General features: G+C 66.2%; 15 protein-coding genes. 7 read left to right on the top strand and 8 right to left on the bottom strand.

Annotation, left to right across the window (positions count from 1 at the left end; translation table 11 throughout):
• Positions 1–31: 31 nt before the first annotated feature.
• The 6 genes from BLT40_RS18600 to prmB form a co-directional block, all read right to left on the bottom strand.
• Positions 32–2,569 (bottom strand): motility hub landmark protein FimV, encoded by a 2,538-nt coding sequence (locus BLT40_RS18600; protein WP_090355729.1) that lies wholly within the window; start codon positions 2,567–2,569, stop codon positions 32–34.
• 168 nt (positions 2,570–2,737) lie between these two features.
• Entirely contained in the window at positions 2,738–3,028 is a 291-nt protein-coding gene (locus BLT40_RS18595; protein ID WP_036114079.1) for a hypothetical protein, read from the bottom strand.
• Positions 3,028–4,056, bottom strand: a complete 1,029-nt coding sequence (locus tag BLT40_RS18590; protein ID WP_036114081.1) for an aspartate-semialdehyde dehydrogenase — start codon at positions 4,054–4,056, stop codon at positions 3,028–3,030. Before BLT40_RS18590 ends, BLT40_RS18595 begins: the two co-directional genes overlap by 1 nt.
• Before the next feature lie 31 nt (positions 4,057–4,087).
• Positions 4,088–5,086 (bottom strand): 2-hydroxyacid dehydrogenase, encoded by a 999-nt coding sequence (locus BLT40_RS18585; protein WP_090355724.1) that lies wholly within the window; start codon positions 5,084–5,086, stop codon positions 4,088–4,090.
• Positions 5,083–6,192, bottom strand: coding sequence for a chorismate synthase (gene aroC, locus BLT40_RS18580; RefSeq protein WP_090355721.1), 1,110 nt, complete (start codon positions 6,190–6,192; stop codon positions 5,083–5,085). The genes BLT40_RS18585 and aroC overlap by 4 nt, the downstream gene beginning before the upstream one ends.
• Positions 6,193–6,208: 16 nt before the next feature.
• Complete coding sequence (gene prmB / locus BLT40_RS18575) at positions 6,209–7,129, bottom strand: 50S ribosomal protein L3 N(5)-glutamine methyltransferase (protein ID WP_036114087.1); 921 nt, start codon at positions 7,127–7,129, stop codon at positions 6,209–6,211.
• Between the two features lie 124 nt (positions 7,130–7,253).
• Here prmB and BLT40_RS18570 point away from each other — a divergent pair, with 124 nt between their 5' ends.
• Positions 7,254–8,741: a hypothetical protein gene (locus tag BLT40_RS18570; protein WP_090355716.1), complete on the top strand. Its 1,488-nt coding sequence runs from the start codon at positions 7,254–7,256 to the stop codon at positions 8,739–8,741.
• Positions 8,742–8,768: 27 nt separating this feature from the next.
• On the opposite strand, the gene BLT40_RS18565 is transcribed toward BLT40_RS18570, so the two are convergent.
• Together BLT40_RS18565 and hisN are read right to left on the bottom strand one after the other, a co-directional pair.
• Complete coding sequence (locus BLT40_RS18565; RefSeq protein WP_090355712.1) at positions 8,769–10,898, bottom strand: phosphocholine-specific phospholipase C; 2,130 nt, start codon at positions 10,896–10,898, stop codon at positions 8,769–8,771.
• A 6-nt stretch (positions 10,899–10,904) separates the two neighbouring features.
• A complete protein-coding gene (gene hisN / locus BLT40_RS18560) occupies positions 10,905–11,696 on the bottom strand; it encodes a histidinol-phosphatase (protein WP_043693364.1) in 792 nt (263 codons plus the stop codon).
• 137 nt (positions 11,697–11,833) lie between these two features.
• Between hisN and BLT40_RS18555 the strand changes: the two genes are divergently transcribed.
• From BLT40_RS18555 to BLT40_RS18530, 6 genes are all read left to right on the top strand, one after another.
• A complete protein-coding gene (locus tag BLT40_RS18555; protein WP_090355710.1) occupies positions 11,834–12,835 on the top strand; it encodes an ABC transporter substrate-binding protein in 1,002 nt (333 codons plus the stop codon).
• 28 nt (positions 12,836–12,863) lie between these two features.
• Positions 12,864–13,865: an ABC transporter ATP-binding protein gene (locus tag BLT40_RS18550; protein ID WP_090355706.1), complete on the top strand. Its 1,002-nt coding sequence runs from the start codon at positions 12,864–12,866 to the stop codon at positions 13,863–13,865.
• Positions 13,862–15,520: an ABC transporter permease subunit gene (locus BLT40_RS18545; protein ID WP_090355701.1), complete on the top strand. Its 1,659-nt coding sequence runs from the start codon at positions 13,862–13,864 to the stop codon at positions 15,518–15,520. Before BLT40_RS18550 ends, BLT40_RS18545 begins: the two co-directional genes overlap by 4 nt.
• On the top strand, positions 15,510–16,265 hold the full coding sequence (locus BLT40_RS18540) for a DeoR/GlpR family DNA-binding transcription regulator (RefSeq protein WP_090355696.1): 756 nt from the start codon (positions 15,510–15,512) through the stop codon (positions 16,263–16,265). Before BLT40_RS18545 ends, BLT40_RS18540 begins: the two co-directional genes overlap by 11 nt.
• Before the next feature lie 64 nt (positions 16,266–16,329).
• Entirely contained in the window at positions 16,330–19,341 is a 3,012-nt protein-coding gene (locus BLT40_RS18535; RefSeq protein ID WP_090355692.1) for a TonB-dependent receptor, read from the top strand.
• A 10-nt stretch (positions 19,342–19,351) separates the two neighbouring features.
• Complete coding sequence (locus BLT40_RS18530) at positions 19,352–21,295, top strand: CocE/NonD family hydrolase (protein ID WP_090355689.1); 1,944 nt, start codon at positions 19,352–19,354, stop codon at positions 21,293–21,295.
• Positions 21,296–21,382: the final 87 nt, after the last annotated feature.

Genomic DNA, 21,382 nt, shown 5'->3' with positions numbered 1-21,382 from the left:
CGGGGCTCTGGTATCACGGCCTACGAATGACTCAGACGATATCGCTCAGAATCCGCTTCGCGGTGTCTTTCTGCATCTGCGAGCCCTCGGCGATGACTTCCTCGAGCATCAGGCGGGCGCCTTCGGCGTCGCCCATGTCGAGGTAGGCACGGGCCAGGTCGAGCTTGGTGTCGACCGGGTCGTCGCTGAAGCTGTCCGCCGAACGGTCGGTAAGCGGCTCTTCGTCGGGGAAGACCGGGAACGCCGGCGGTTCGTCGAAGCGCGGCGGCTCGTCGAAACGCGGCGGATCCGACGGCCTGGGCGAGGCGAGATCATGGTCTTCGTCGAACGACCACGTCGAACGCTCTTCCTCGTGCGTCTTCGTCTCTTCGCTCAGGATGTCGCCGAAGGTCGAGCCGTGGACGGGCTCGTCGTGCAGCGGGGTTTCGCTGTACGGCGATTCCGGCGCATCGACATCGAAGACGTCCGGTGCGTTGGGACGGCGATCCGCCTCGGCACGCTGCACCGGCGTGAGGTCGAAGTTGAAGTGGTATTCGCTGTGTTTCTGCGGTGCCGGACGCGGCGGGATTTCGCCCTCGTCCGGACCCGTCACGTAGCTGCCCAGGTCGAATTCCTCGAGCGCGGCGGCCTCGTCGGCCGTGTGCGGCGTGGCGGCCGTGTGCGGCGTGGCGGCCGTGTACGTATCGTACGGCTCCTCCACCGCGTCGACCGGCGTGCCGCCGAACAACGGATGGCTCGGGGCCAGGTCTTCACCCATCATCACGACTTCGCGCCATTCCGGCTGTTCCGGATCGGCGACGTGCGCGTGCATGGCCTCGGCGGCGGCTTCGAAATGCTCGACGTCGCGGCGGCCGTAATAGAGGCTGACCAGCTCCAGGTGCAGGCCGATGTCGTCCGGGTGTTCAGCCAGGGCGTCGAGGATCTCGCGCTGATCCTGGTCGATGGCATCGTTATGACCGTATTCGCCGAAGCTCGGCTCGTGGCCGAAGCGATCGGCCAGCGAACTCGCGCTCGCCGCGGCCGGCCTGGGCTTCTTGCGGCCGAACACGGCCGCGACCAGCAGCAGGAGGATGACGATGGCGCCGCCGCCCCATGCCCACGGCTGCATGTACCAGGGATCTTCTTCGACCGGGACCGGCGCGACCGGAGTCGCCTTTTTGACCGGCGGCCTGGCGGCAGCCACTGGCGCGGGCGCAGGCGCCTGAGGCGCGGCCGCCGGTGCCTGCAACGGCGTCGTCGCCACCGTGGCGGCGGCGGACGGTGCCGGTGCCGGCGCGGCCGCCGGAGCCGATGCGGTAGCGGCCGGGGTCGACGCGGGCGTGGCAGCGAACGGTGCCGGTGAGGGAGCAGGCGTCGGAGCCGGGGTCGGCGCGGAAGCCGCCGCGGCCGGCTGGCCACCCGTCTTGCGCGCGTCGGCCAGCTTGCGCTGCAGCTCGGCGATTTCCGAATCCTTGAGACTCAGCAGGCGCTCGTTCTTGGTGTTGATCTCTTCGAGATCGCTGATCCGCGACTTCAGCTCGGCGCCCTGCTGCTTCAGCGAGGCGACGTTTTCCTGCTGGGTCGTCAGCTCCTGCTTGAGGCCGGCGACCTGGGCATCGCCCTTGCCGTCCTTCGTACCCGCGCGGGTGGACGCGGCATCGCCACCGGCCTTGGACGGCACGATGGCGAGGCGATCGTTGGCGGGCGCGGCGGCCTTGCCGGTGTCCTGTGCCGCGCCGGTCGAGGCGCCATCGGCGACCACGGACGGCTTGCGGGTCGAGCCCGAGCGCCACTCTTCGTTCTGGCGACGCACTTCGGCCAGGGCCGACGCGGCGGACTGGGCCTGCACGTCTTCCGGCGACGGCACGCGCAGCACGGCGCCCGTCTTCAGCGCATTGATGTTGTCGCGGTAGAAGGCATCCGGGTTGGCCTTGTGCAGGGCCAGCAGCATCTGGTTCATGTCGCCGCCGTTGCCGTGCGCGCGCACGATGGCGGACAGGCTCTGGCCGCGCTGGACGGGACCGTAGCTACCGTCGGCGGAAACCGGCGCGCTGCTGCGCGATGGCGATCTGGCCGGGGCGGCCGCTTCGCTGCGCGACGGACGCGATTCATCCGACGAGGAGCGGGACGGCACGTCCGAGGTGCGCGACGGGCGCGAGGTCGGCTTCGGCGCACCGGTGGACGGCGCCGAAATCGGGGTGCCCGGCGGATCGAGCAGCATGGTCACCTCGCGGACGACCTTGTTGCTACCGCTGGAGACCTCGACGAGGAAATCGAGATAGGTGTCGCGGACCGGCGAGCTGCTGGTCACCCGGATCACCGGCTGGCCGCTGGCATTTCTGGCCACCGCGAAGCTGAGCGCCACGGGCAGGCCGTCGCGGTTGAGCCCGGCGCGGGAGAAAGCCTCCGGCGAAGCCAGCGTGACATGGACGTTGTCGAGACTACCCGACACGCCGGTCAGCGGGATTTCCGCGACCAACGGCTGTTCCATGGTGGAGCGCATCTGGACCGGACCCAGGTTCTGGGCCATGGCGTGGCCGCCCCCCGTTACCAGCGCCAGCATGATCGACAACTTCAATGTGCGGTTCATTACTGCTTCCCCCGAACGAATATCATGCCGGCGGCGCGCCTCTTTCGGGCGATCAACCGCGAAGGCGCCACTTTAGTGCACCCCAGCAACAACTAACAATAGCGAACACGGGTAGTTACGCGACAACGTTGCGGTCGTTCGCGAATCCCGTACACGCCCCCCTTACAGTTAACGCGGCCGTTGCTCGGCGGCCAGTTGCTTTTCCAGCTCGGCGATCTTCCGGTCGCGTTCGGCCAGGGCTTTCGCCGCCGCGTCGGAGTTCGACTCCAGCGTGTCGACCCTGGCCTTGAGCTGCTTCACACTGGCATCCTGCGCCGTGACCTCCCGGTGCGTCGCGTCCAGTCTGGCCCGGGCGGCCTGCGCATCTTCAGCTCGCGCCGGCGCCGTCGCCCGCTGCCCGGCCATCGCAAAAGGCGATACCAGAACGAGCAGGCAAGCGGCGACGGCGCGATGATTCATTACAGATAGTCCTCGATCAGGATCTCCGCGATCTGCACGGCATTCAGCGCCGCACCCTTGCGGATGTTGTCGGACACGACCCAGAGGTCGAGGCCGCGCTCATGGGAAATGTCTTCACGGATACGCCCCACGAACACGGGATCCTTGCCGGCGACATCGCCGACCGGGGTCGGATAACCGCCGGCCTTGCGCTCGTCCTGCACGACGATGCCCGGCGCCTGCTCCAGCAGTTCGCGTGCGCGCTCGGCCGTGATCTTGTCGCGGGTCTCGATGTGCACGGCCTCGGAGTGGCCGTAGAACACCGGCACGCGCACCGCGGTCGGGTTCACCTGGATCGAAGGATCCTCGAGGATCTTACGGGTCTCCCAGACCATCTTCATTTCTTCCTTGGTGTACCCGTTGGGCTGGAAGTCGTCGATGTGCGGGATCACGTTGAAGGCGATCTGCTTGGGAAACTTGGACGTCTCGACGTCCTGGAAGTTGAGCATTTGCGCGGTCTGCTTGCCCAGCTCTTCCAGGCCGCTGCGGCCCGCACCCGATACCGACTGGTAGGTGGCCACGTTGATGCGTTCGATGCCCACCTCGCGATGGATCGGCGCCAGCGCCACCAGCATGCCCATGGTCGAACAGTTCGGGTTGGCGATGATGCCGCGCACCGTGTAATCGGCGATCGCGTGCGGGTTGACCTCGGACACCACCAGGGGAATGTCGTCCTGGTAGCGGAATTCGGAGGTGTTGTCGATCACCACGGCACCGGCCGCCGCGGCGCGCGGCGCGTGCTCACGACTGACGGAGCCGCCGGCGGAGAAGAAGGCGATATCCACGCCGTCGAAGTCGTATTTGGCGAGATCCTGGACGACGTAAGGTTTTCCAGCGAAATCGACCGTACCGCCCGCCGAGCGCTCGCTCGCCAGGGGCACCAGTTCGCTGACCGGGAAGTCCCGTTCGGCGAGGATCGAAAGGAGGGTTTCGCCGACCGCGCCGGTCGCACCCACCATGGCTACCTTGTAACTCGTCTTCTTGCTCATCAGTCGCTTTCGTCAGGGCGTGGGAAACAGGTCAGCTGGCGTCGGCCAGTACACCCGGATTGAGAATCGTGGGTGGCCGGCCGGCGTGGGGACCATGTCCAAACGCCGCCAGCACATTGTCCACAGCCAGCGCCGCCATATCGCGACGTGTGTCGCGACTTGCGCTGGCGATGTGCGGACTGAGCACGATATTTTCGATTTTCAGCAGGTCGGGGTGCACCTGGGGCTCCCCTTCGAACACGTCCAGGGCGGCCGAGGCGATCGTCCCGTCGGTCAGCGCCCGGGCCAGGGCCGCGTCATCGACGATGCCGCCGCGGGCGATATTGACCAGGGTGGCCGTCGGCTTCATGGCCTTCAGCTCCGCCTCGCCGATCGTATGGCGATTGGCCGGCGTGAACGGCAGCACCAGAATCAGGTGGTCCGACTGGGCGAGCAGCGTGGCCTTGTCGACGTACCGGGCCCCGCAGTCGCGCTCGATCGAGGCCTCGAGGCGCGACCGGTTGTGGTAGATCACCGGCGAGCGGAAACCGGAGGCACGGCGCGCGATGGCCTGCCCGATCCGGCCCATGCCGAGGATACCGATGGTCTTGCCGTGCACGTCGGCGCCCAGCCAGCCCTCGAAACGAGAGCCATGCCACTGCCCGTCACGCAGCCAGCGTTCGGACTCGCACACCCGGCGGGCCGCGGCGAGCATCAGGGCCCAGGCGTAATCGGCTACCGTCTCGTTGAGCACGTCCGGAGTGTTCGACGCACCGACACCGGCGCTGGTCAGGGCATCGATGTCGAGGTTGTTGTACCCCACTCCGAGATTGGCCACGAAGCGCAGCTTCGGCGCGCCCTGCAGCACCTTGCCATCGATCTTGTCGGCGAGGCCGACGATCGCCGCGTCGGCGTTGGCCAGACGTTCCGCCAGCTCAGCTGGCGAGAACGGCCGTTCTTCGGTCTCGGCGCGCACGTCGAAGTGCTCGCGCAGGCGGTCGACGATATCGGGAAAGAAGGGTCGCGAGACCCAGACGACTGGCTTGCTCATGCGTTGTCCTGTACGGCGCCGGGGATCCGCGGGGGCACCTCGCCCACATCGCCGCATTGCGCGCGATGGCGCAGCGCCTGATCCATCAGGACCAGAGCCAGCATGGCCTCGACAATGGGCACGGCGCGGATACCCACGCAGGGATCATGGCGGCCCTTGGTCACGACCTCGGCCGGCTGCCCTGCCCGGTCGACGCTGCGCCCCGGGATCAGGATGCTGGAGGTCGGCTTGAAGGCCACCGAGACGACGACAGGCTGGCCCGAGGCGATGCCGCCCAGGATGCCGCCCGCGTGATTGGAGAGAAAACCGTCGGCAGTGAGTTCGTCGCGGTGCTGCGTACCGCGCTGGGCCACGGCGGCGAAGCCGTCGCCGATCTCGACACCCTTGACCGCGTTGATCGACATCATGGCGGCGGCGAGTTCGCCGTCCAGCTTGCCGTAGATCGGCTCGCCCCAGCCCGCCGGCACGCCGTCGGCGACCGCCGTGACTCTGGCGCCCACAGAATCGCCCGACTTGCGCAGGGCGTCCATATAGGACTCGAGGTCGGGAATCTGGGCCGCGTCGGGCCAGAAGAACGGGCTGGTCTCGATGGCATCGGCGTCGAAGCCACGCGGCACCATCTCGCCGATCTGGCACACGTGGCCGCGAACGGTAACGCCATAGCGCTGGGCCAGCCACTTCTTGGCGATGACACCAGCCGCCACGCGCATGGTGGTCTCGCGCGCCGAGGACCGGCCGCCGCCGCGCGGGTCGCGCACGCCGTACTTCTGCCAGTAGGTGTAGTCGGCATGCCCCGGGCGGAACGTGTCGAGGATATTGCCGTAATCCTTTGACCGCGCGTCGGTATTGCGGATCAGAAGCGCGATCGGGGTGCCCGAGGTCACCCCCTCGTAGACGCCCGAGAGGATCTCGATGTCATCCGCCTCGCGGCGTTGCGAGGTGTGCCGCGAGCGCCCGGTGGCGCGGCGCTCGAGGTCGGCACGGAATTCGGACGCCTCCAGTGCCAGACCCGGGGGACACCCGTCGACCACGCACCCGATCGCCGGGCCGTGGCTTTCGCCGAAGGTGGTGACAGAGAGCAGCTTGCCGAACGTATTGGAGGACACGGTACTTCCGATGGATTCAGTTTCTTGCCGCGCGTGCGGCTGCGATATCCGAGGCGTGCTCGATCAGGTCGCGCCGCTCCAGCGCGAAGATGCCCATCTGACCGACCTTGAACTCCAGCCAGACGAAGGGCACGCGCGGCAGCAACGCCGCCAGGGCGTGCTCGCTGTCGCCGACTTCGACGATCAGCAGGCCGTCTTCGCTGAGATGGTCGGCGGCCTCATCGAGCATGCGCAGGGTGATGTCCAGTCCATCATCGCCGGATGTCAGTCCGAGGACGGGTTCGTGGCTGTATTCGGCCGGCATGGCGGCGTATTCGGCATGAGTGACGTACGGCGGGTTGGAGACGATGAGGTCGTAGACCTCACCCTTCACGCCGTCGAACAGGTCGGACTTGATGGCGCGGACGCGATCTTCCACATGCTGGAAGACGATGTTCTCGTTGGCCAGCGACAGCGCGTCGTCGCTGACGTCGATCAGGTCGACCTGCCAGTCGGGGTTGTACTCGGCCATGGCGATGCCGATGCAGCCCGAGCCGGTGCACAGGTCCAGCGCGCGCTCGATGTGGCGGTCGTCGAGCCACGGCGTGAAGCGGCCTTCGATCAGCTCGGCGATGGGCGAGCGCGGGACCAGCGCACGGTGGTCGCTCTTGAACTTCATGCCCGCGAACCAGGTTTCGCCGACCAGATACGCGACGGGCACGCGCTCGGTGACCCGGCGTTCGATGAGGGCCAGCACTTTCGCCTTCTCCTCCGCGATCAGGTTGCCTGCGCCGTAAGCCGGCGGGATATCCGGCGGGAGGTGCAGCGCGGCCAGCACCAGATGGGTGGCCTCGTCGATCGGATTGTCGTGGCTATGGCCAAACGTCAGGCCGGCGGCCGAGAAACGGCTGGCGCCGTAGCGGATGAAATCGATGATCGAGGAGAGTTCGCTGGTCACGGGATACGGCTTTCGATGGGGCTGACCACGGAGTATAGCCGTCCGGGAGATAGGCGGGGCCGCCCGGCGGGCGTAGATTGGGCAGCTTCACGGGCAGCCTGTGCCCGGATCATGGGAGCCCGGCATGACCGGTTCGCTGCGCGTTTTCGCTTTGACGCTCGCCCTGACATCCACCGCCTGGGCCCACGACATGCACGATCATGGCGTGCCCGAAAAGCTCGGCACCGTGTCGTTCCCGGTCTCGTGCGCGGCGGCCGTCCAGCCCTCATTCAACCGTGCGGTGGCCCTGCTCCATTCCTTCGCCTATGGCGCCGCCGCGCAGGCGTTCCACGAGGTAGCCGCGAAGGACCCGACCTGCGCCATGGCCCACTGGGGCATGGCGATGACGGCCTTCCATCCGGTGTGGGCGCCGGCCCTGCCGGCGGACAGCTTTGCCGGTGCGCAGCGGGAAGCCCTGGAGGCCACGCGCCTCGCGCCCCCGTCGCCCCGTGAGCAGCAATACATCCATGCGCTGGGCCTTTTGTTTCAACCAGACAAGGATCTCAAACCTGCGCAGCGGACCCAGGCCTATGAGCAGGCGATGGCGCAACTGGCGCGCGCCAACCCGAACGATGTGGAAGCGCACGTGTTCTACGCACTGGCGTTGCTCTCGAACGCATCGATGACGGACAGGACGCACGCGAAGCAGAAAGAGGCCATCGCCATTCTCGACCCGCTGTTTCGCCAGTACCCGGACCATCCGGGTATCGCGCACTATCTGATCCACGCCTCGGACAGTGCGGAACTGGCGGCGAGCGGCCTGCCGGCGGCACGCAAATACGCCAGCATCGCTCCCTCCGCGCCCCACGCCTTGCACATGCCATCGCACATCTTCACGCGACTGGGACTGTGGGACGATTCCATTCGGTCCAACCTCGCGTCCGAAGCGGCCGCGAAAGCCCACGACGATGTCATGGGCGAACTGCACGCGATGGATTATCTGGTCTACGCCTACCTTCAGACGGGTCGGGACAAGGAAGCCAGGCAGGTGATCGCCGACATGAAGGCCCTGGCCGATCCCGACATGAGCGACTTCGCCATCGCGTATGCCGCCACGGCCATGCCGGTCCGCGAGGCGGTCGAACAGGGGCGCTGGAATGACGCCGCAGCCATCGTCCCACCGAAGACAGCGCCACCGTCCGTCGTGGCCATCGGCGTATGGGCAAGAGGCATCGGACTGGCCCGGACCGGCCATCCGGCCGAAGCGCGCGCCGAGGCCCATCGTCTGGACCAGATCGAGGCGACACTGAGGACCTCGGGTGACGAGTACTGGTCGACGCAAACCGGGATCCTCGCGTCCGAAGTCAAGGCATGGGCAGCACAGACGGCCGGCGATACCTCCGCCGCGGTCGCCCTGCTCACCGATGCCGCCGAACGCGAGGACCGGGTCGAGAAACGACCGGTCACGCCGGGTCCCGTCGTCCCCGCGCGCGAGCAACTGGGCGATCTTCTGCTGCTGCAGAAGCAGCCTGCCGCCGCCCGGTCGGCGTTCGAAAACGCCCTGGCGCAGGCACCCGGCCGCGCGGGGTCGCTACGCGGCATAAAGGCGGCCGACGCCATGCAACGCCCTTGAACGGAGGCGACGGGATGCGGTGACCGGTCAGGCCGACCTCGGTCCCGGATCGCTCGTCGCCGGCAGACCGTCTTCGTGATGGCCAGCGAATCGTCGCAGATAGCGCGGCTGCGCCGGTGAGACGATGTCGATGTCGTACCAGCCCGCGCTCGCCTGCAGGTCGAACGACAACGTCACCGACTGGCCCGCCGCCAGTTCCAGTTCGCGTGCGGCTTCCATCGCATACGCGTTGCGTATGCGGACCGGCATCGGAGCTGTTCCAACGTTGCTGAGCCGGACCTCCACACGACGCGCGCCAGGCACACCGGCGAGAACCGCCTCGACGGCATCGCCGGCGAAGCCGCGAAGATGCGCGAGGTATCCATGGGGGCCGTGCACACGTCGATCATATGCATCGCCTGCGTTCGCCAGAGGCCAGCGATCCTCGATACGCTTGCCCGCACTCACCGCGTACCGGCGCGGTGAGGCATCCCGCCGCAACCCGTCGTAGACCAGGAAAGCGGCGCCCAGACGCCCCGTGTTGCGGAAGACGAGTCGACTGCCATCCGCGTCCAGTGAGTGTTCGACGGACCACGCGTAGCCCAGTGCGCGCGAAGGACGGCTGCCCGCCTCCTGCACCGGCATCGCTTGTACGCGCGGGACCTCGATGGGCAGCTTGCCGTCGGATCCGGATGGCACACCGAGCCGGGGTACCCGGTCGTCGGCGACACCGGTGAAATCGAACGCGCTGGTCAGATCGCCGCATACGGAACGGCGCCATGCACTGATGTTCGTTTCCTCGACACCGAAGCGCTTCTCGAGAAACCGCAGTACCGAGGTGTGGTCGAACGTTTCTGAACATACCCAGCCGCCACGTGTCCACGGAGAGACCACGATCATCGGCACCCGATTGCCGAGCCCCACTGGCTGTCTGCCGCGTGGATCGCTGCCAGGCACGAGCGGCGCGGATATCTTCGGATGCGCGTCGAGATCCATGATCTCGTCGTCGAGCGAGGCGACAAGATCGTCCGATACGACGCCCTGCCCGTCTTCACCGCTCCCGGCCGGCGGGGCGGGCGGCACGACATGATCGAAGAAACCGTCGTTTTCGTCGTAGTTGAGGAACAGCACGGTACGCGCCCAGACCTTCGGGTTCACGGTCAGCGCATCGAGCACGCTGCGGATGTAGAACGCACCGTCGGCCGGAGAGGACGTCGGATGCTCGCTGTATTTGTAGGGCGCGACGATCCAGGCGACCTGCGGCAGCCGGCCATGGATGACGTCGTCGCGCAGGTCACGCAACGTGTGCGTCGAAACACCATTGCGCACGAGTGAGCCGTTCGGATCCGCCCCTTCCTTCACCTGGTAGGCCGCGAAGAATTCGAGCGAGTTGTCGGTGTAATTGTCGGTGGGCGAGCCCGGCTCACCCGTGCCGCCCTGATAAACGCGCCAGCTGATGCCGGCTTTCTCCAGCCGCTCGGGGTACGTCGTCCACGTATAGCCATTGGCATCCGCGCGTTCTTCCGTGCCGGGACCATTCGGCTTGCGGCTCAGCCGCCCCGAGGGATCGCACGTCCCGCTCCACAGGTAGATGCGGTTGATCGCCGTATCGGCCAGCGCGGACGCGTGGTACGCATCGCAGACGGTGAACGCGTCGGCGAGCGCGTAATGAAACGCGGCATCGTCACGGCGCAGGTACGCCATGGTCAGCACGTCCTGTTTCTGCTCGATCCAGCGATCGTTGCGTCCGAGGTTCCACGCGCCGTGGCCGGTACTCCAGCCGTGATCGGTCCCCTCGTGATGGTCGCCGCTGGCACGGGTGTCGAGGTGAAACGGATAGACCCAGGCCACATCGTCGCCGACGCCGCGGGACTTCCAGTATTTCGTGCGAGCGGCGCCGACGGGTTGTTTCCATACCGGATCGCCGTTACCGAGTTCGAGTACGCGCGGGTCGGCAAAACCGCGCACACCGCGCAGGCTGCCGAAGTAGTGATCGAACGACCGGTTTTCCTGCATGAGGATCACCACGTGTTCGACGTCCGCGATGCTGCCCGTGCGACGGTCCGGCGGCGTGGCCAGCGCTTTCGCGATAGCGGCGGGAAAACCCTGCGCGACCAGCGAGGCCACCGCCGTCGCACCCGCGGTCTGGAGGAAACGGCGCCGATCGCGTGAAACCATGGAAACTCAGTCCTGTCGCAGGGATTCGATGAGGGCCAGGTGCAAGGCCGGCGTCGCGGCCGCGACGACACGACCGCCACTGTCGAGGCCCAGCGCGCGCCCCTCCCAGTCGGTGATCACGCCGCCCGCCGCTTCGACCACCGGTGCGATGGCGAGGTAGTCGTACGGCATAAGATTCGCTTCAATCACTGCATCGATATGACCGGACGCCAACATGCCGTAGCCGTAGCAGTCGCCACCGAAGCGACGGGTGTAGGCGGCGCGGCTCGTACGGTCGAATTTCGCCCACTCTTCCGGCGTGAACATGTCCGGCGTCGTGGTGTACAGCGTCGCCTCCGCCAGCGCTTCACACACGCTGGTGCGGCACGGATGTCCGTTCATCGTGGTACCTACCCCGACGTGGCCGATCCAACGTTCGTCGAGCGCCGGCATGTCCAGCAAGCCGAGCACGGGACGACCGCGATGCAGCAACGCGAGCAAGGTGCCCCACAGCGGCCAGCCGGAGATGAAACTGCGCGTGCCGTCGATCGGATCGATCGACCACACGAACTCGGCGTCGATACGCGTCGCGCCGTATTCCTCACCCAGCAGGCCATGGCCCGGCCAGGCCTGCTCGATGCGCTCGCGCAGCATGGATTCCACGCCGCGATCCACGGCCGTCACGGGACTCATGTCGCCTTTCAGGGTGACATCGACGGGACGGCGGAAACGCGGCAGCGACAAGGCTCGGGCGTTGTCGGCGATACCCACGGCAAACGCCTCGAATTCCTTCCGCCCGGCGGCGGACAACGATTCCATCGACAGCACTCCAACGTTTCGGGTTGATGACAAAAACGAAAATTCTCTGCTGGATCTAAGTCCCCAGCTTTGCAAATATACCCAAAACGCCACACAGGTGGGGTATGTTGTTTCAGCGCCACAGCCCGGGGACATCGATGCGTCCATACCGCCAGATCGCCTGCACCGTCGCCCTGGGCGCCGCCTGTGGCGTGGCGAATGCGGGTAGCGTCACCGTCTACTCCGCGCTGGAGAGCGACGAAATCGCCACGTACCTCGATGCGGCGAAGAAAGCCCTGCCCGATCTGGACATACATGTGCTGCGTCTGTCCAGTGGCGATCTTGCCGCGCGCCTGCTGGCGGAATCGGCCCAGCCGCGCAACGACGCGATCTGGGGTATGGCCGTCACCGACATGCTCGACCCACGCATCGCCGCACTGCTCACACCCATCCACGGGGACAACATCGACCGCATGCCCGCCCGCTTTCGCGGTGCGGACGCCAGCTGGTTCGCACCCACGGGCTATCTGGCCGCGTTGTGCGTCAACCGTGAAGCGCTGGCCGAACGCGGACTGCCTGTGCCGCGGACGTGGCAGGACCTGACCTCGCCGCGTTATCGCGGGCAGATCGCCATGCCCGATCCGGCATCGTCGGGCACCGGATACATGGTGCTGTCCTCGCTCAGCGATGCCGGGCGCAGCGCGAAAGGCATGGCGCTGGTCACCGCGATCGCACACAACGTGGGCCAGATAACGCTATCGGGTTCCGCGCCTTGCAAGCTCGCACGCATCGGGGAATTCCCGATCGGCGTGTCGTTCGCGTTTTCCGCGATGCAGTCGATCCGCCAGGGTTATCCGGTGACGATGGTGATTCCGTCGGATGGCGCCGGCTACGAACTCGAAGGTTCCGCCCTGATGAAGGACGCCGCGCACGACGCGGACGCCCGCCGCTTCCTCGACTGGACCGCGTCGCCGGAAGCCGCTTCGCTGTACCGCGGTTTCAAGGAAATCGTCGCGGCGCCGGGCAGCAAACCGACTGAAGAACAACAACGGCAGGGCTTGCCCGCCGACCTCGTCGCGACGCTGCCCGCCCGCGACTTCACCATGGCGGCGCGCGAACGCGCGGCGCTCATTGCCAGATACAAGCGGCTGACGCGCTGACGCGCCGGCCCGGGGAGTCAAGGGGAACATGCATCTTCGCATCGACGACATCGCGAAGGCCTGGAACGGGCAGACCGTGCTCGACGGCGTGTCCTTTACCGCCGGTGAAAGCGACTTCGTCTGCCTGCTCGGCCCCAGCGGCTGCGGCAAGACGACGTTGCTGCGCATCGTCGCCGGCCTGACGCCGCCCGATGCCGGCCGGGTCATCCTCGGCGAACGCGATATCACCCGGCTGCCCGCGCGCGACCGTCGCATGGGCCTGGTGTTTCAGTCCTATTCGCTGTTCCCGGACATGACCGTCGCCGCCAACGTCGGCTACCCCATGCGTCTGCGCCGCGAGGTAGCCGCGACCGTCATCTCGCGCACCGCCGACCTGCTCAATCGCGTGGGCCTGGGCGCACTCGCCGCGCGCTATCCGGACGAGCTTTCCGGCGGTCAGCAACAGCGTGTGGCGCTGGCTCGCTCACTGGCCAGCGATCCGGCCATGCTTCTGCTGGATGAGCCGCTTTCCGCGCTGGATCCGGCCATCCGGACACAGCTCCGCACGGAGATCCGCTCGCTGCAACGCTCGCTGGGCATTCCGACCCTGATGGTCACGCACGATCAGGACGAGGCACTGGCCATGGCGGACACCATCGTCTGCATGAACGAGGGACGCGTGGAGCAGATCGGCACGCCGCGCTGCCTTTACGAGCGGCCGCGCACGCGCTTCGTCGCCAGCTTCATCGGCAAATCCAACCTCCTGTCCACCGCGCTCGTGCGCGAGGCGATGCCCGCGTTCCTCGAACGGCGCCCTCCGGGTGCCGAAGCCACCTTCGACCTCTGCCTGCGGCCGGAGGACCTGAAGATCGTCGCCGATCCACGCGGTGAAGGTGTGATCGAGGAACTCACCTTCCTGGGCAACCTCGCCCACGCGCGCATCGCCTGGCGTGGCCGCTCGTTACTCGTCGAACTCCCGGGGCGCAGCAACCTGAATCCGGGCGAGGCCGTGTCGGTCGATGCAACCCGCGGTGCGTGGGTCGCCGCATGAGTGCGTTGATACTGGCCGCGGCACACACACGACGCCACATGGCGGGCATCCTGCTTATCGTGCCGCCGCTGCTGGGCCTGTCCGGCTTCTTCCTCTATCCCCTGCTGACGGTGCTGTGGCGGAGCGTCACCGACGCCCATGGTGCCGTCACGCTGTCGAACTACGCGCGTCTGTTCGACGATCCCGGCCTGCCGCGTGCGGCGCTGCACAGTCTGGTCATCGGCGTGACGACGACGCTCGGCACCCTCGCGACCGGCGTGTGCGTCGCCATGGCCCTGCACCGCTCGCGACTTCCAGGCAAGGCGCTGATTCGCGGCGCGTTGCTGCTCCCCATGCTCGCCCCCTCGCTCGTGCTCGGCCTCGGGCTGGTGTGCCTGCTCGGCCGCAATGGCCTCGTCCACCGCCTGACCGGATGGCCCACGGACATCTACGGCTTCTGGGGCCTGTTGCTTGCCAACCTGCTTTACGGGCTGCCGCAGGTCGTGATCATCGTGTCGGCCGCACTGGAGCGGACCCCCGCCCGCCACTACGACGCCGCCGCATCGATGGGTGCCACGCCCTGGCGCCAGTTCGTCGACGTCACGGTGCCACGCATCCGCTTCGCCGTGCTGGCCGCCGCCTTTCTGGTCTTCACCGAAACGCTGACGGACTTCGGCAGCGCGGTCGTCGTCGGCGGCAGCTATCGCGTACTCGCCATGGAGATCTACAGCGAAGTGGTGGGCCAGCTCGATTTCCCGATGGGTGCGACGCTCGGCGTGCTGTTGCTCGCGCCCGCCGTGCTCTCGGTCTGGCTGGGTCGCCTGGCGAAGCGCCGGCAGGACATGGGTGACGCGAGTCCGGGCCGCGCGCTGGTGCCGGAGCGCAACATGTGGCGCGACAGCGTACTCGGCGCCGTGACGCTGCTGGCCGTGCTCGGCATCGTCGCCGTCGTCGGCACCGTCGCCTACGTCAGCCTCGTCAAACTCTGGCCGTACAACCGCACCCTCACCCTGGCCAACTACCTCGGCGGCATGCCCGACGGATACGGACCGGTGGGCACGTCGCTATGGGTCTCGCTGCTGGCGGCACTCGCCGGCGTCGTCCTGGTCTTCGCACTGTCCGCCGGGCTGCGTCGACTGCCCGGCTGGGTTGCCCGGCCGGTGCAGGTGCTGGCTTCGCTTCCCGCCGCCGTGCCCGGCATGGTCCTGGGACTCGGCTACGTGCTCACCTTCAATCACGGCGCCTTGTCGACCTGGCTCTACGGCAGCGTGGCGATCATCGCGGCATGCAGTCTCTATCACTATCACGCGCCATCCTTTCTTGCGCTGCAGACCGGTATGCGTAGTGTTCCGGAAGCACTGGAAGACGCGGTGGCGGTGTTCGGCGGCGACACACGTCACGTCGTTCGCGACGCGGTGCTGCCTTTCGCGGCGCCCGCCGCTGTCGCGACCTTCTTCTACCTGTTCATGCGCTCGCTGGTGACCCTGTCGGGCGTGATCTTCCTGGTGACGCCCGACCTTGGCCTTGCCTCGGTCACGGTGATGCGCCTGGACGAAAACGGCTTCCTGGCCCAGGCGGCGGCGTACGCGATGTGCGTCGTCCTCGCCGGCGGCCTCGCACTGGGCGTCATGCGCCTCATCCTCCACACACTCAAGGACCGACGCCATGTGGCATGAAGAAAGACACACCCGCATCCGTGACCTGCTCCGCACCAGTGGCAAGGTCTCCGTGGAGCGCATCGTCGCCGAGCTCGGCGTGTCGCGCGAAACCATTCGCCGCGACCTGGTCGAACTGGCCGCTCTCGGAGAAATCCGCCGTGTGCACGGCGGTGCCGTGCTGACCGGCGATGAGCCGCCGATCGCCGTGCGCCATGCTACCCGCGTACGCGAAAAACGCGCCATCGCGAAGAAGGTCGCCAGCCTGGTCGAGAGCGGCCAGACCATCTTCATGGATGCGGGCAGCACGATGACGCTCGTCGCTGAAGCATTGGCGACACGAAGCGGGCTCACCATCGTTACCAATGCGGTCGACGTGGCGGCGCGCTTCGCGTCACGCCCCGGCAACGAGGTTCATTTGCTCGGCGGTCGCTTCGATGCGCAGATCGGTTGTACCAACGGATCGGCGACGATCGCCGAGATCGGCCGCTATCAGCCCCACTTGGCGATCCTTTCTCCGGTGGGCATCGATGCGAAGGCCGGTGCCAGCAGTTTCGAAATGGAGGAAGCCGAGATCGCCCGTGCGATGTGCGCCAGCGCACGACGCATCGTGATCGCGGCGGACCATTCAAAAATCGGCGTACGCAGTCGCGTCGCCTGGTGTCCCGCGGACCGGATCGACGTGCTGGTCACTGACCGCCGCTCGGAAAAGTCGCGCGGTATCGCCGCCATCAGTAAGGCGATCGGCGATGTCGAATACGCCTGAAACAACAACGTGCCAGGAAGGCCAACTCACCCATCACAACCCCATGTCCTTCCCGGAGCAACCCATGATTCCCCGCCCCAATCTCCGACGCACCCTGTTGTGCGCCGCCGTCGCGGCGTCACTGACCGGCCTCGCCTATGGTCAGGCTACCACCGGCCGCATCGCCGGTAGCGCGCCTGTCGCCAGTGGCGAGACCGTGGTGATCGAAGGCAGCAATGGCATCACCCGCGAGGTCGCGGTCGACTCGCGCGGTCGTTATGTCGCCGAGGCCCTGCCGCTGGCGACGTATAAGGTGTCACTGAAGTCCAACGGCAACATCGTCGATACCCGCGACAACGTCACCCTGCGCGTCGGCGCCGCAACGGACGTGTCGTTCGCCGCCGCCTCCTCGCAGGATGCCCAGCAGCTCGATCAGGTGACCGTCTCGGCCACGCAGGCGGCGAAGATCGATGTCGCCACCGTCGCATCGAGCACGGTGGTCACCTCCGCCGATCTCGCCCGGCTGCCCTTGCAGCGTTCGGCCGAAGCCATCGCCCTGCTCGCTCCCGGCGCCTCGCCGGGCTACACCGGCTTCAAGAACGCGTTTGGCGGCAGCCTGGTGAGCTTCGCGGGTTCGGCCGTTTCCGAGAACGCCTACTACATCAACGGGATGAACACGACCGATCCGCTCAGCGGCTTCGGTGGCGTGACCCTGCCCTACGGTGCGGTCGATCAGCAGGAAATCCTCAGCGGCGGCTATTCCGCCATGTACGGCCGCTCGGACGGCGGCGTGATCAGCCAGGTCGGCAAGCGCGGCACCAATGAGTGGCACTTCGGTGCACAGGTGCTCTGGGAGCCGGATTTCGCACGCGCCAGCGCGCGCAACATCACCTACGGTCACGACAACCCGGCGCCCCCGGGCACGATCAACCAGCGCAACGACGAAAACCACGAGTGGACCACGACCGTGAGTGCGTACGCCGGCGGCCCGCTGGTCAAGGACAAGCTGTACGCTTTCGCCGCGGTGGAAATGGAGCGCAGCAAAGGCAACAGCATCGGTGACGTCAACCACGCCTACGACACCCGGTACACGTACAAGGACCCGAAGTGGTACGGCAAGCTCGACTGGAACATCACGGATAACAACATTCTCGAGCTGACCGGTGTCAACCAGACGCATCGCTCCAACGGCAACAAGTACACCTACGATTACCCGACCGATACGGTGGGCGATTTCGCCAGCACGGACTCGACATACAAGACCAAAGCGATGGTCTATGTGGCGAAGTTCACCAGCTACATTACCGATGACCTGACCCTCACCGCCCTGTACGGCAAGTCGAAGCTCACCTATTACAACGAGCCGCCGGCCACCGGCGTCTCCGGCCCGTTCATCGGCAACGTCAGTCAGCAGAACCCGGCCCTCAATGGCGGCACGCCGATCACCAACGGCCAGACGCTGGATACGGTGGACAACCCGGATCATGAGTCGACCAACCGCAACCTGCGCGTCGACCTCAACTACAAGATCGGCAGCCACTCGATCACCGCCGGTATCGACAATCAGGACTCGCAGGACATCGAAGACGGTACGACCATCGGTGGCGACGGCTACGAACTCTGGTATGCGAAGGGCGATCCCAATCTCAACATCAGCGACAGCCCCTTCGTCGACAAGCCGGCCAACTATCCCGGTGGCCAGACCGGTTACTACGGCTACTACCGCCACTACAACACGCTGGCCTCGGTACGCGTCAGACAGCGTGCGCAATACATCATGGACGACTGGCAGGTCACCGACCGCCTGCTGCTCTCCCTCGGCCTGCGCAACGATCAGTTCACCAACTACAACCCGTCCGGCCAGCCGTATCTCAAGCTGACCCGCCCGCAGTGGGCGCCGCGACTGGGCTTCAGCTGGGACGTCAATGGCGACTCGAGCATGAAGATCTACGGCAATGCCGGTCGTTACTTCCTCGCCATGCCGGCCTCCGTGGCGCTGCGTACCTCCGCCGGCTCGCTGGCGACCAACCAGTACTTCACCTATACCGGCATCGACGCGAACGGCCTGCCGACCGGCGTCAACTTCATCCAGTCGGCCACCGGTGGTGCGGTCTCTCCCAACGGCGAATACGGACAGCCGCCCGACCCTAAGACGGTCAGCGCGAAGAACATCAAGTCGGAGTATCAGGACGAATACATTCTCGGCCTGGACAAGCAGATCAACGCCGACTGGGTGGCGGGCGCGAAGGCTACCGTGCGTCACCTGCGCAACGCGCTGGATGACGTCTGCGACAACGGCGCGATCACCCGTGCGGCGATCGCACAAGGTGCCGACATCGACGCCGTGACGGTGGGTAGCTGCTACCTGTCGAATCCGGGCCGCGCGAACGTGTACCAGCTGGCCAATGCGAACGGCGGCTACACGAATGTCACCGTGACCAACGCCGATTTCGGCTTCCCTCACCTCAAGCGCAATTATTACGGTCTGGACCTCTACCTGTCGCACCCGTTCGACGGCACGTGGTCGGGCAAGATCGACTACCTTTACTCGCGCAGCTACGGCAATACGGAAGGACAGGTGCGCTCGGACGTGGGCCAGGGCTCGGTCGCGGCATCGCGTGACTGGGATTACGCCACGCTGATGAACTACGCCAACGGCAACCTGGGCAACGATCGCAAGCACCAGCTGAAGCTCTACGGTTCCTACCAGATCGCTCCCGAATGGCTGCTCTCGGCGAACATCCTGATCCAGTCCGGACTGCCGAAGTCGTGCCTCGGCCGCTACGGTGCGGACGAGAGCGACCCTTCCGGTTACGGCAGCTACTATCACTTCTGCTTCGGTGTGCCTTCGGCATACGGCGCGAAGGGTCGCGAGCCGTGGGAAGAGCTGGTCGACGTGAATGCGGAGTACCGTCCGCTCTGGGCCGACAAGAAGCTGGCCTTCACCGTATCGGTGTTCAACATCCTCAACCAGCAGCGCTCGCAGCGGACCAACCCGGTGTCGGGCAGCACCAACTCGGTGAACGACGGCTACCAGCAGGTCATCAGCTACACCCAGCCGCGTTACGCCCGGTTTGGCGTCACCTACGACTTCTGACGGAGCGTCCATGCATCCACTTCTGCGACTCGGTATCGTCGCGCTTGCCGCCGGGGTCCTCGCGACTCCGGCGGTCGGTGGCGAGAAGACCTACAAAGACCTGCCGACGGAAACGCCGGCCCGATTCACGCCGACGAACCCCGGCTTCGACTACGTGCGCCGCACCGTCGAGATCCCGATGCGCGATGGCGTCAAACTGCATACCGTCATCCTGATGCCCAAGGGCACGGCACACGCCGGCATCCTGCTCACGCGCACGCCTTACGGCGCGGATGGCATGGGTCACCGCAGCGACAGTCCGCATCTGGACACCGCCCTGCGCGGCTACGACAACCCGGCCGACATCATCGTCCAGGACGGATACATCCGCGTCATCCAGGACATCCGGGGCAAACACGGTTCGGAAGGCGACTTCGTCATGAACCGCCCGCCGATCGGCCATGGCAATCCGACCGCCGTGGATGAGTCCTCGGACATCTACGACACGGTGGACTGGCTGGTAAAACATGTGCCGGAGTCCAACGGCAAAGTCGGCATCATCGGCATTTCGTACGACGGGTTCGAGGCGATGGTGGCGACGATCCGCCCTCATCCGGCGTTGAAGGTCGCCGTGCCCATCAATCCCATGATCGACGGCTGGATGGGCGACGACTGGTTCCATCGTGGCGCGTTTCGCCAGCAGATGATCCCCTATATCTACGGCATGGTGAATTCGCGCGGAAGCGACATCGGCTGGACGACGGGTTACCGCGACGACTACGACCTGTATCTTCGCGGCGGCTCGGCTGGCGATATCGGCCGCGCCTACGGCATGGAATCGCTGGGATTCTGGCAGAAGATTCTCGCGCATCCCGCGTACGACCGCTTCTGGTCCGAGCAGGCCATCGACAAGGTCGCGGCGAAGGAGCCGATGACCGTGCCGACCATGCTGGTGCACAGCCTGTGGGATCAGGAAGACAATTACGGCGACATGGCGGTGTACCGCGCCCTCGCGCCGCGCGATCCCGGGCACGAGAAGTTGTGGCTGGTCCTGGGACCGTGGCGTCACGCGAAGACATGGGAGAAAGCCAACACGATCGGCGCGATCGATCTCGGCAGCGATACGGGCACCGAGTTCCGCCAGAAGATCCTGCGTCCTTTTCTCGCCCAGTACCTCAAGGACGATGCGCCGAAAGCGGATATCGCGCCGGTCAATGCGTTCGTTACAGGTGAGAACGCGTGGCGCAAGCTGAATACGTGGCCTTCCGCCTGCCGTGACGGGTGTGTACCCGCGATGCAGCGCTGGTTCGTCGGAGCCGACGGCGCGCTGGGGACGGCGGCACCCGCCAAGGGTGACGACGAATACGTATCGGATCCCGCGAAGCCCGTTCCCTACCGCGTGCGCCCGATTCAGTCGTGGTCGCACGGCGTGGCCGATCGCGAAGACTCGTGGCCCGAATGGCTCGTGGATGACCAGCGCGATTTCGCGTCGCGGACCGATGTGCTGACCTATGTCTCGCCCGTGCTGGACAAGCCGATGGGCGTCGCCGGCGAGCCGCTGGTCCATCTGCTCGCATCGACGAGTGGCACGGACAGTGACTGGGTGGTCAAGCTCATCGACGTGTATCCGGACGAGGTCGAAGAGAAGCCGTCGATGGGTGGCTACGAGCTGCCGGTAGCGATGGAGATCTTCCGCGGCCGCTACCGCGAGGGCTATGACACGCCGAAGGCGCTTCAACCGGACACCGCGCAGGAGTACCGGTTTCCGCTACCGACCGTGAACCATGTGTTCCAGCCGGGGCATCGCGTGATGGTGCAGATCCAGTCGAGCTGGTTCCCGCTTTACGACAGGAACCCGCAGACCTTCGTACCGAACATCTTCAACGCGAAGCCGGGGGATTACCGGAAGGCGACGCAGAAGATCTATCGCGACGGGCAGAACGGAACTTACGTCGAGTTACCCGTGGTGAAATAGAGGGACGACCGGTCAACGGCAGGCCGGCCCCCACCAGGTTGCGACACCCTGGTGGGAGCCGGCGCCGATGGGGGCCAGCTGGCTGGC

Origin of the sequence: Dyella sp. 333MFSha, assembly GCF_900102405.1 — a bacterium.
GTDB classification, from domain to species: domain Bacteria; phylum Pseudomonadota; class Gammaproteobacteria; order Xanthomonadales; family Rhodanobacteraceae; genus Luteibacter; species Luteibacter mycovicinus.
The sequence above is the reverse complement of the archived record's forward strand: the minus strand, read 5'-3'. Positions and strand labels throughout refer to the sequence as shown.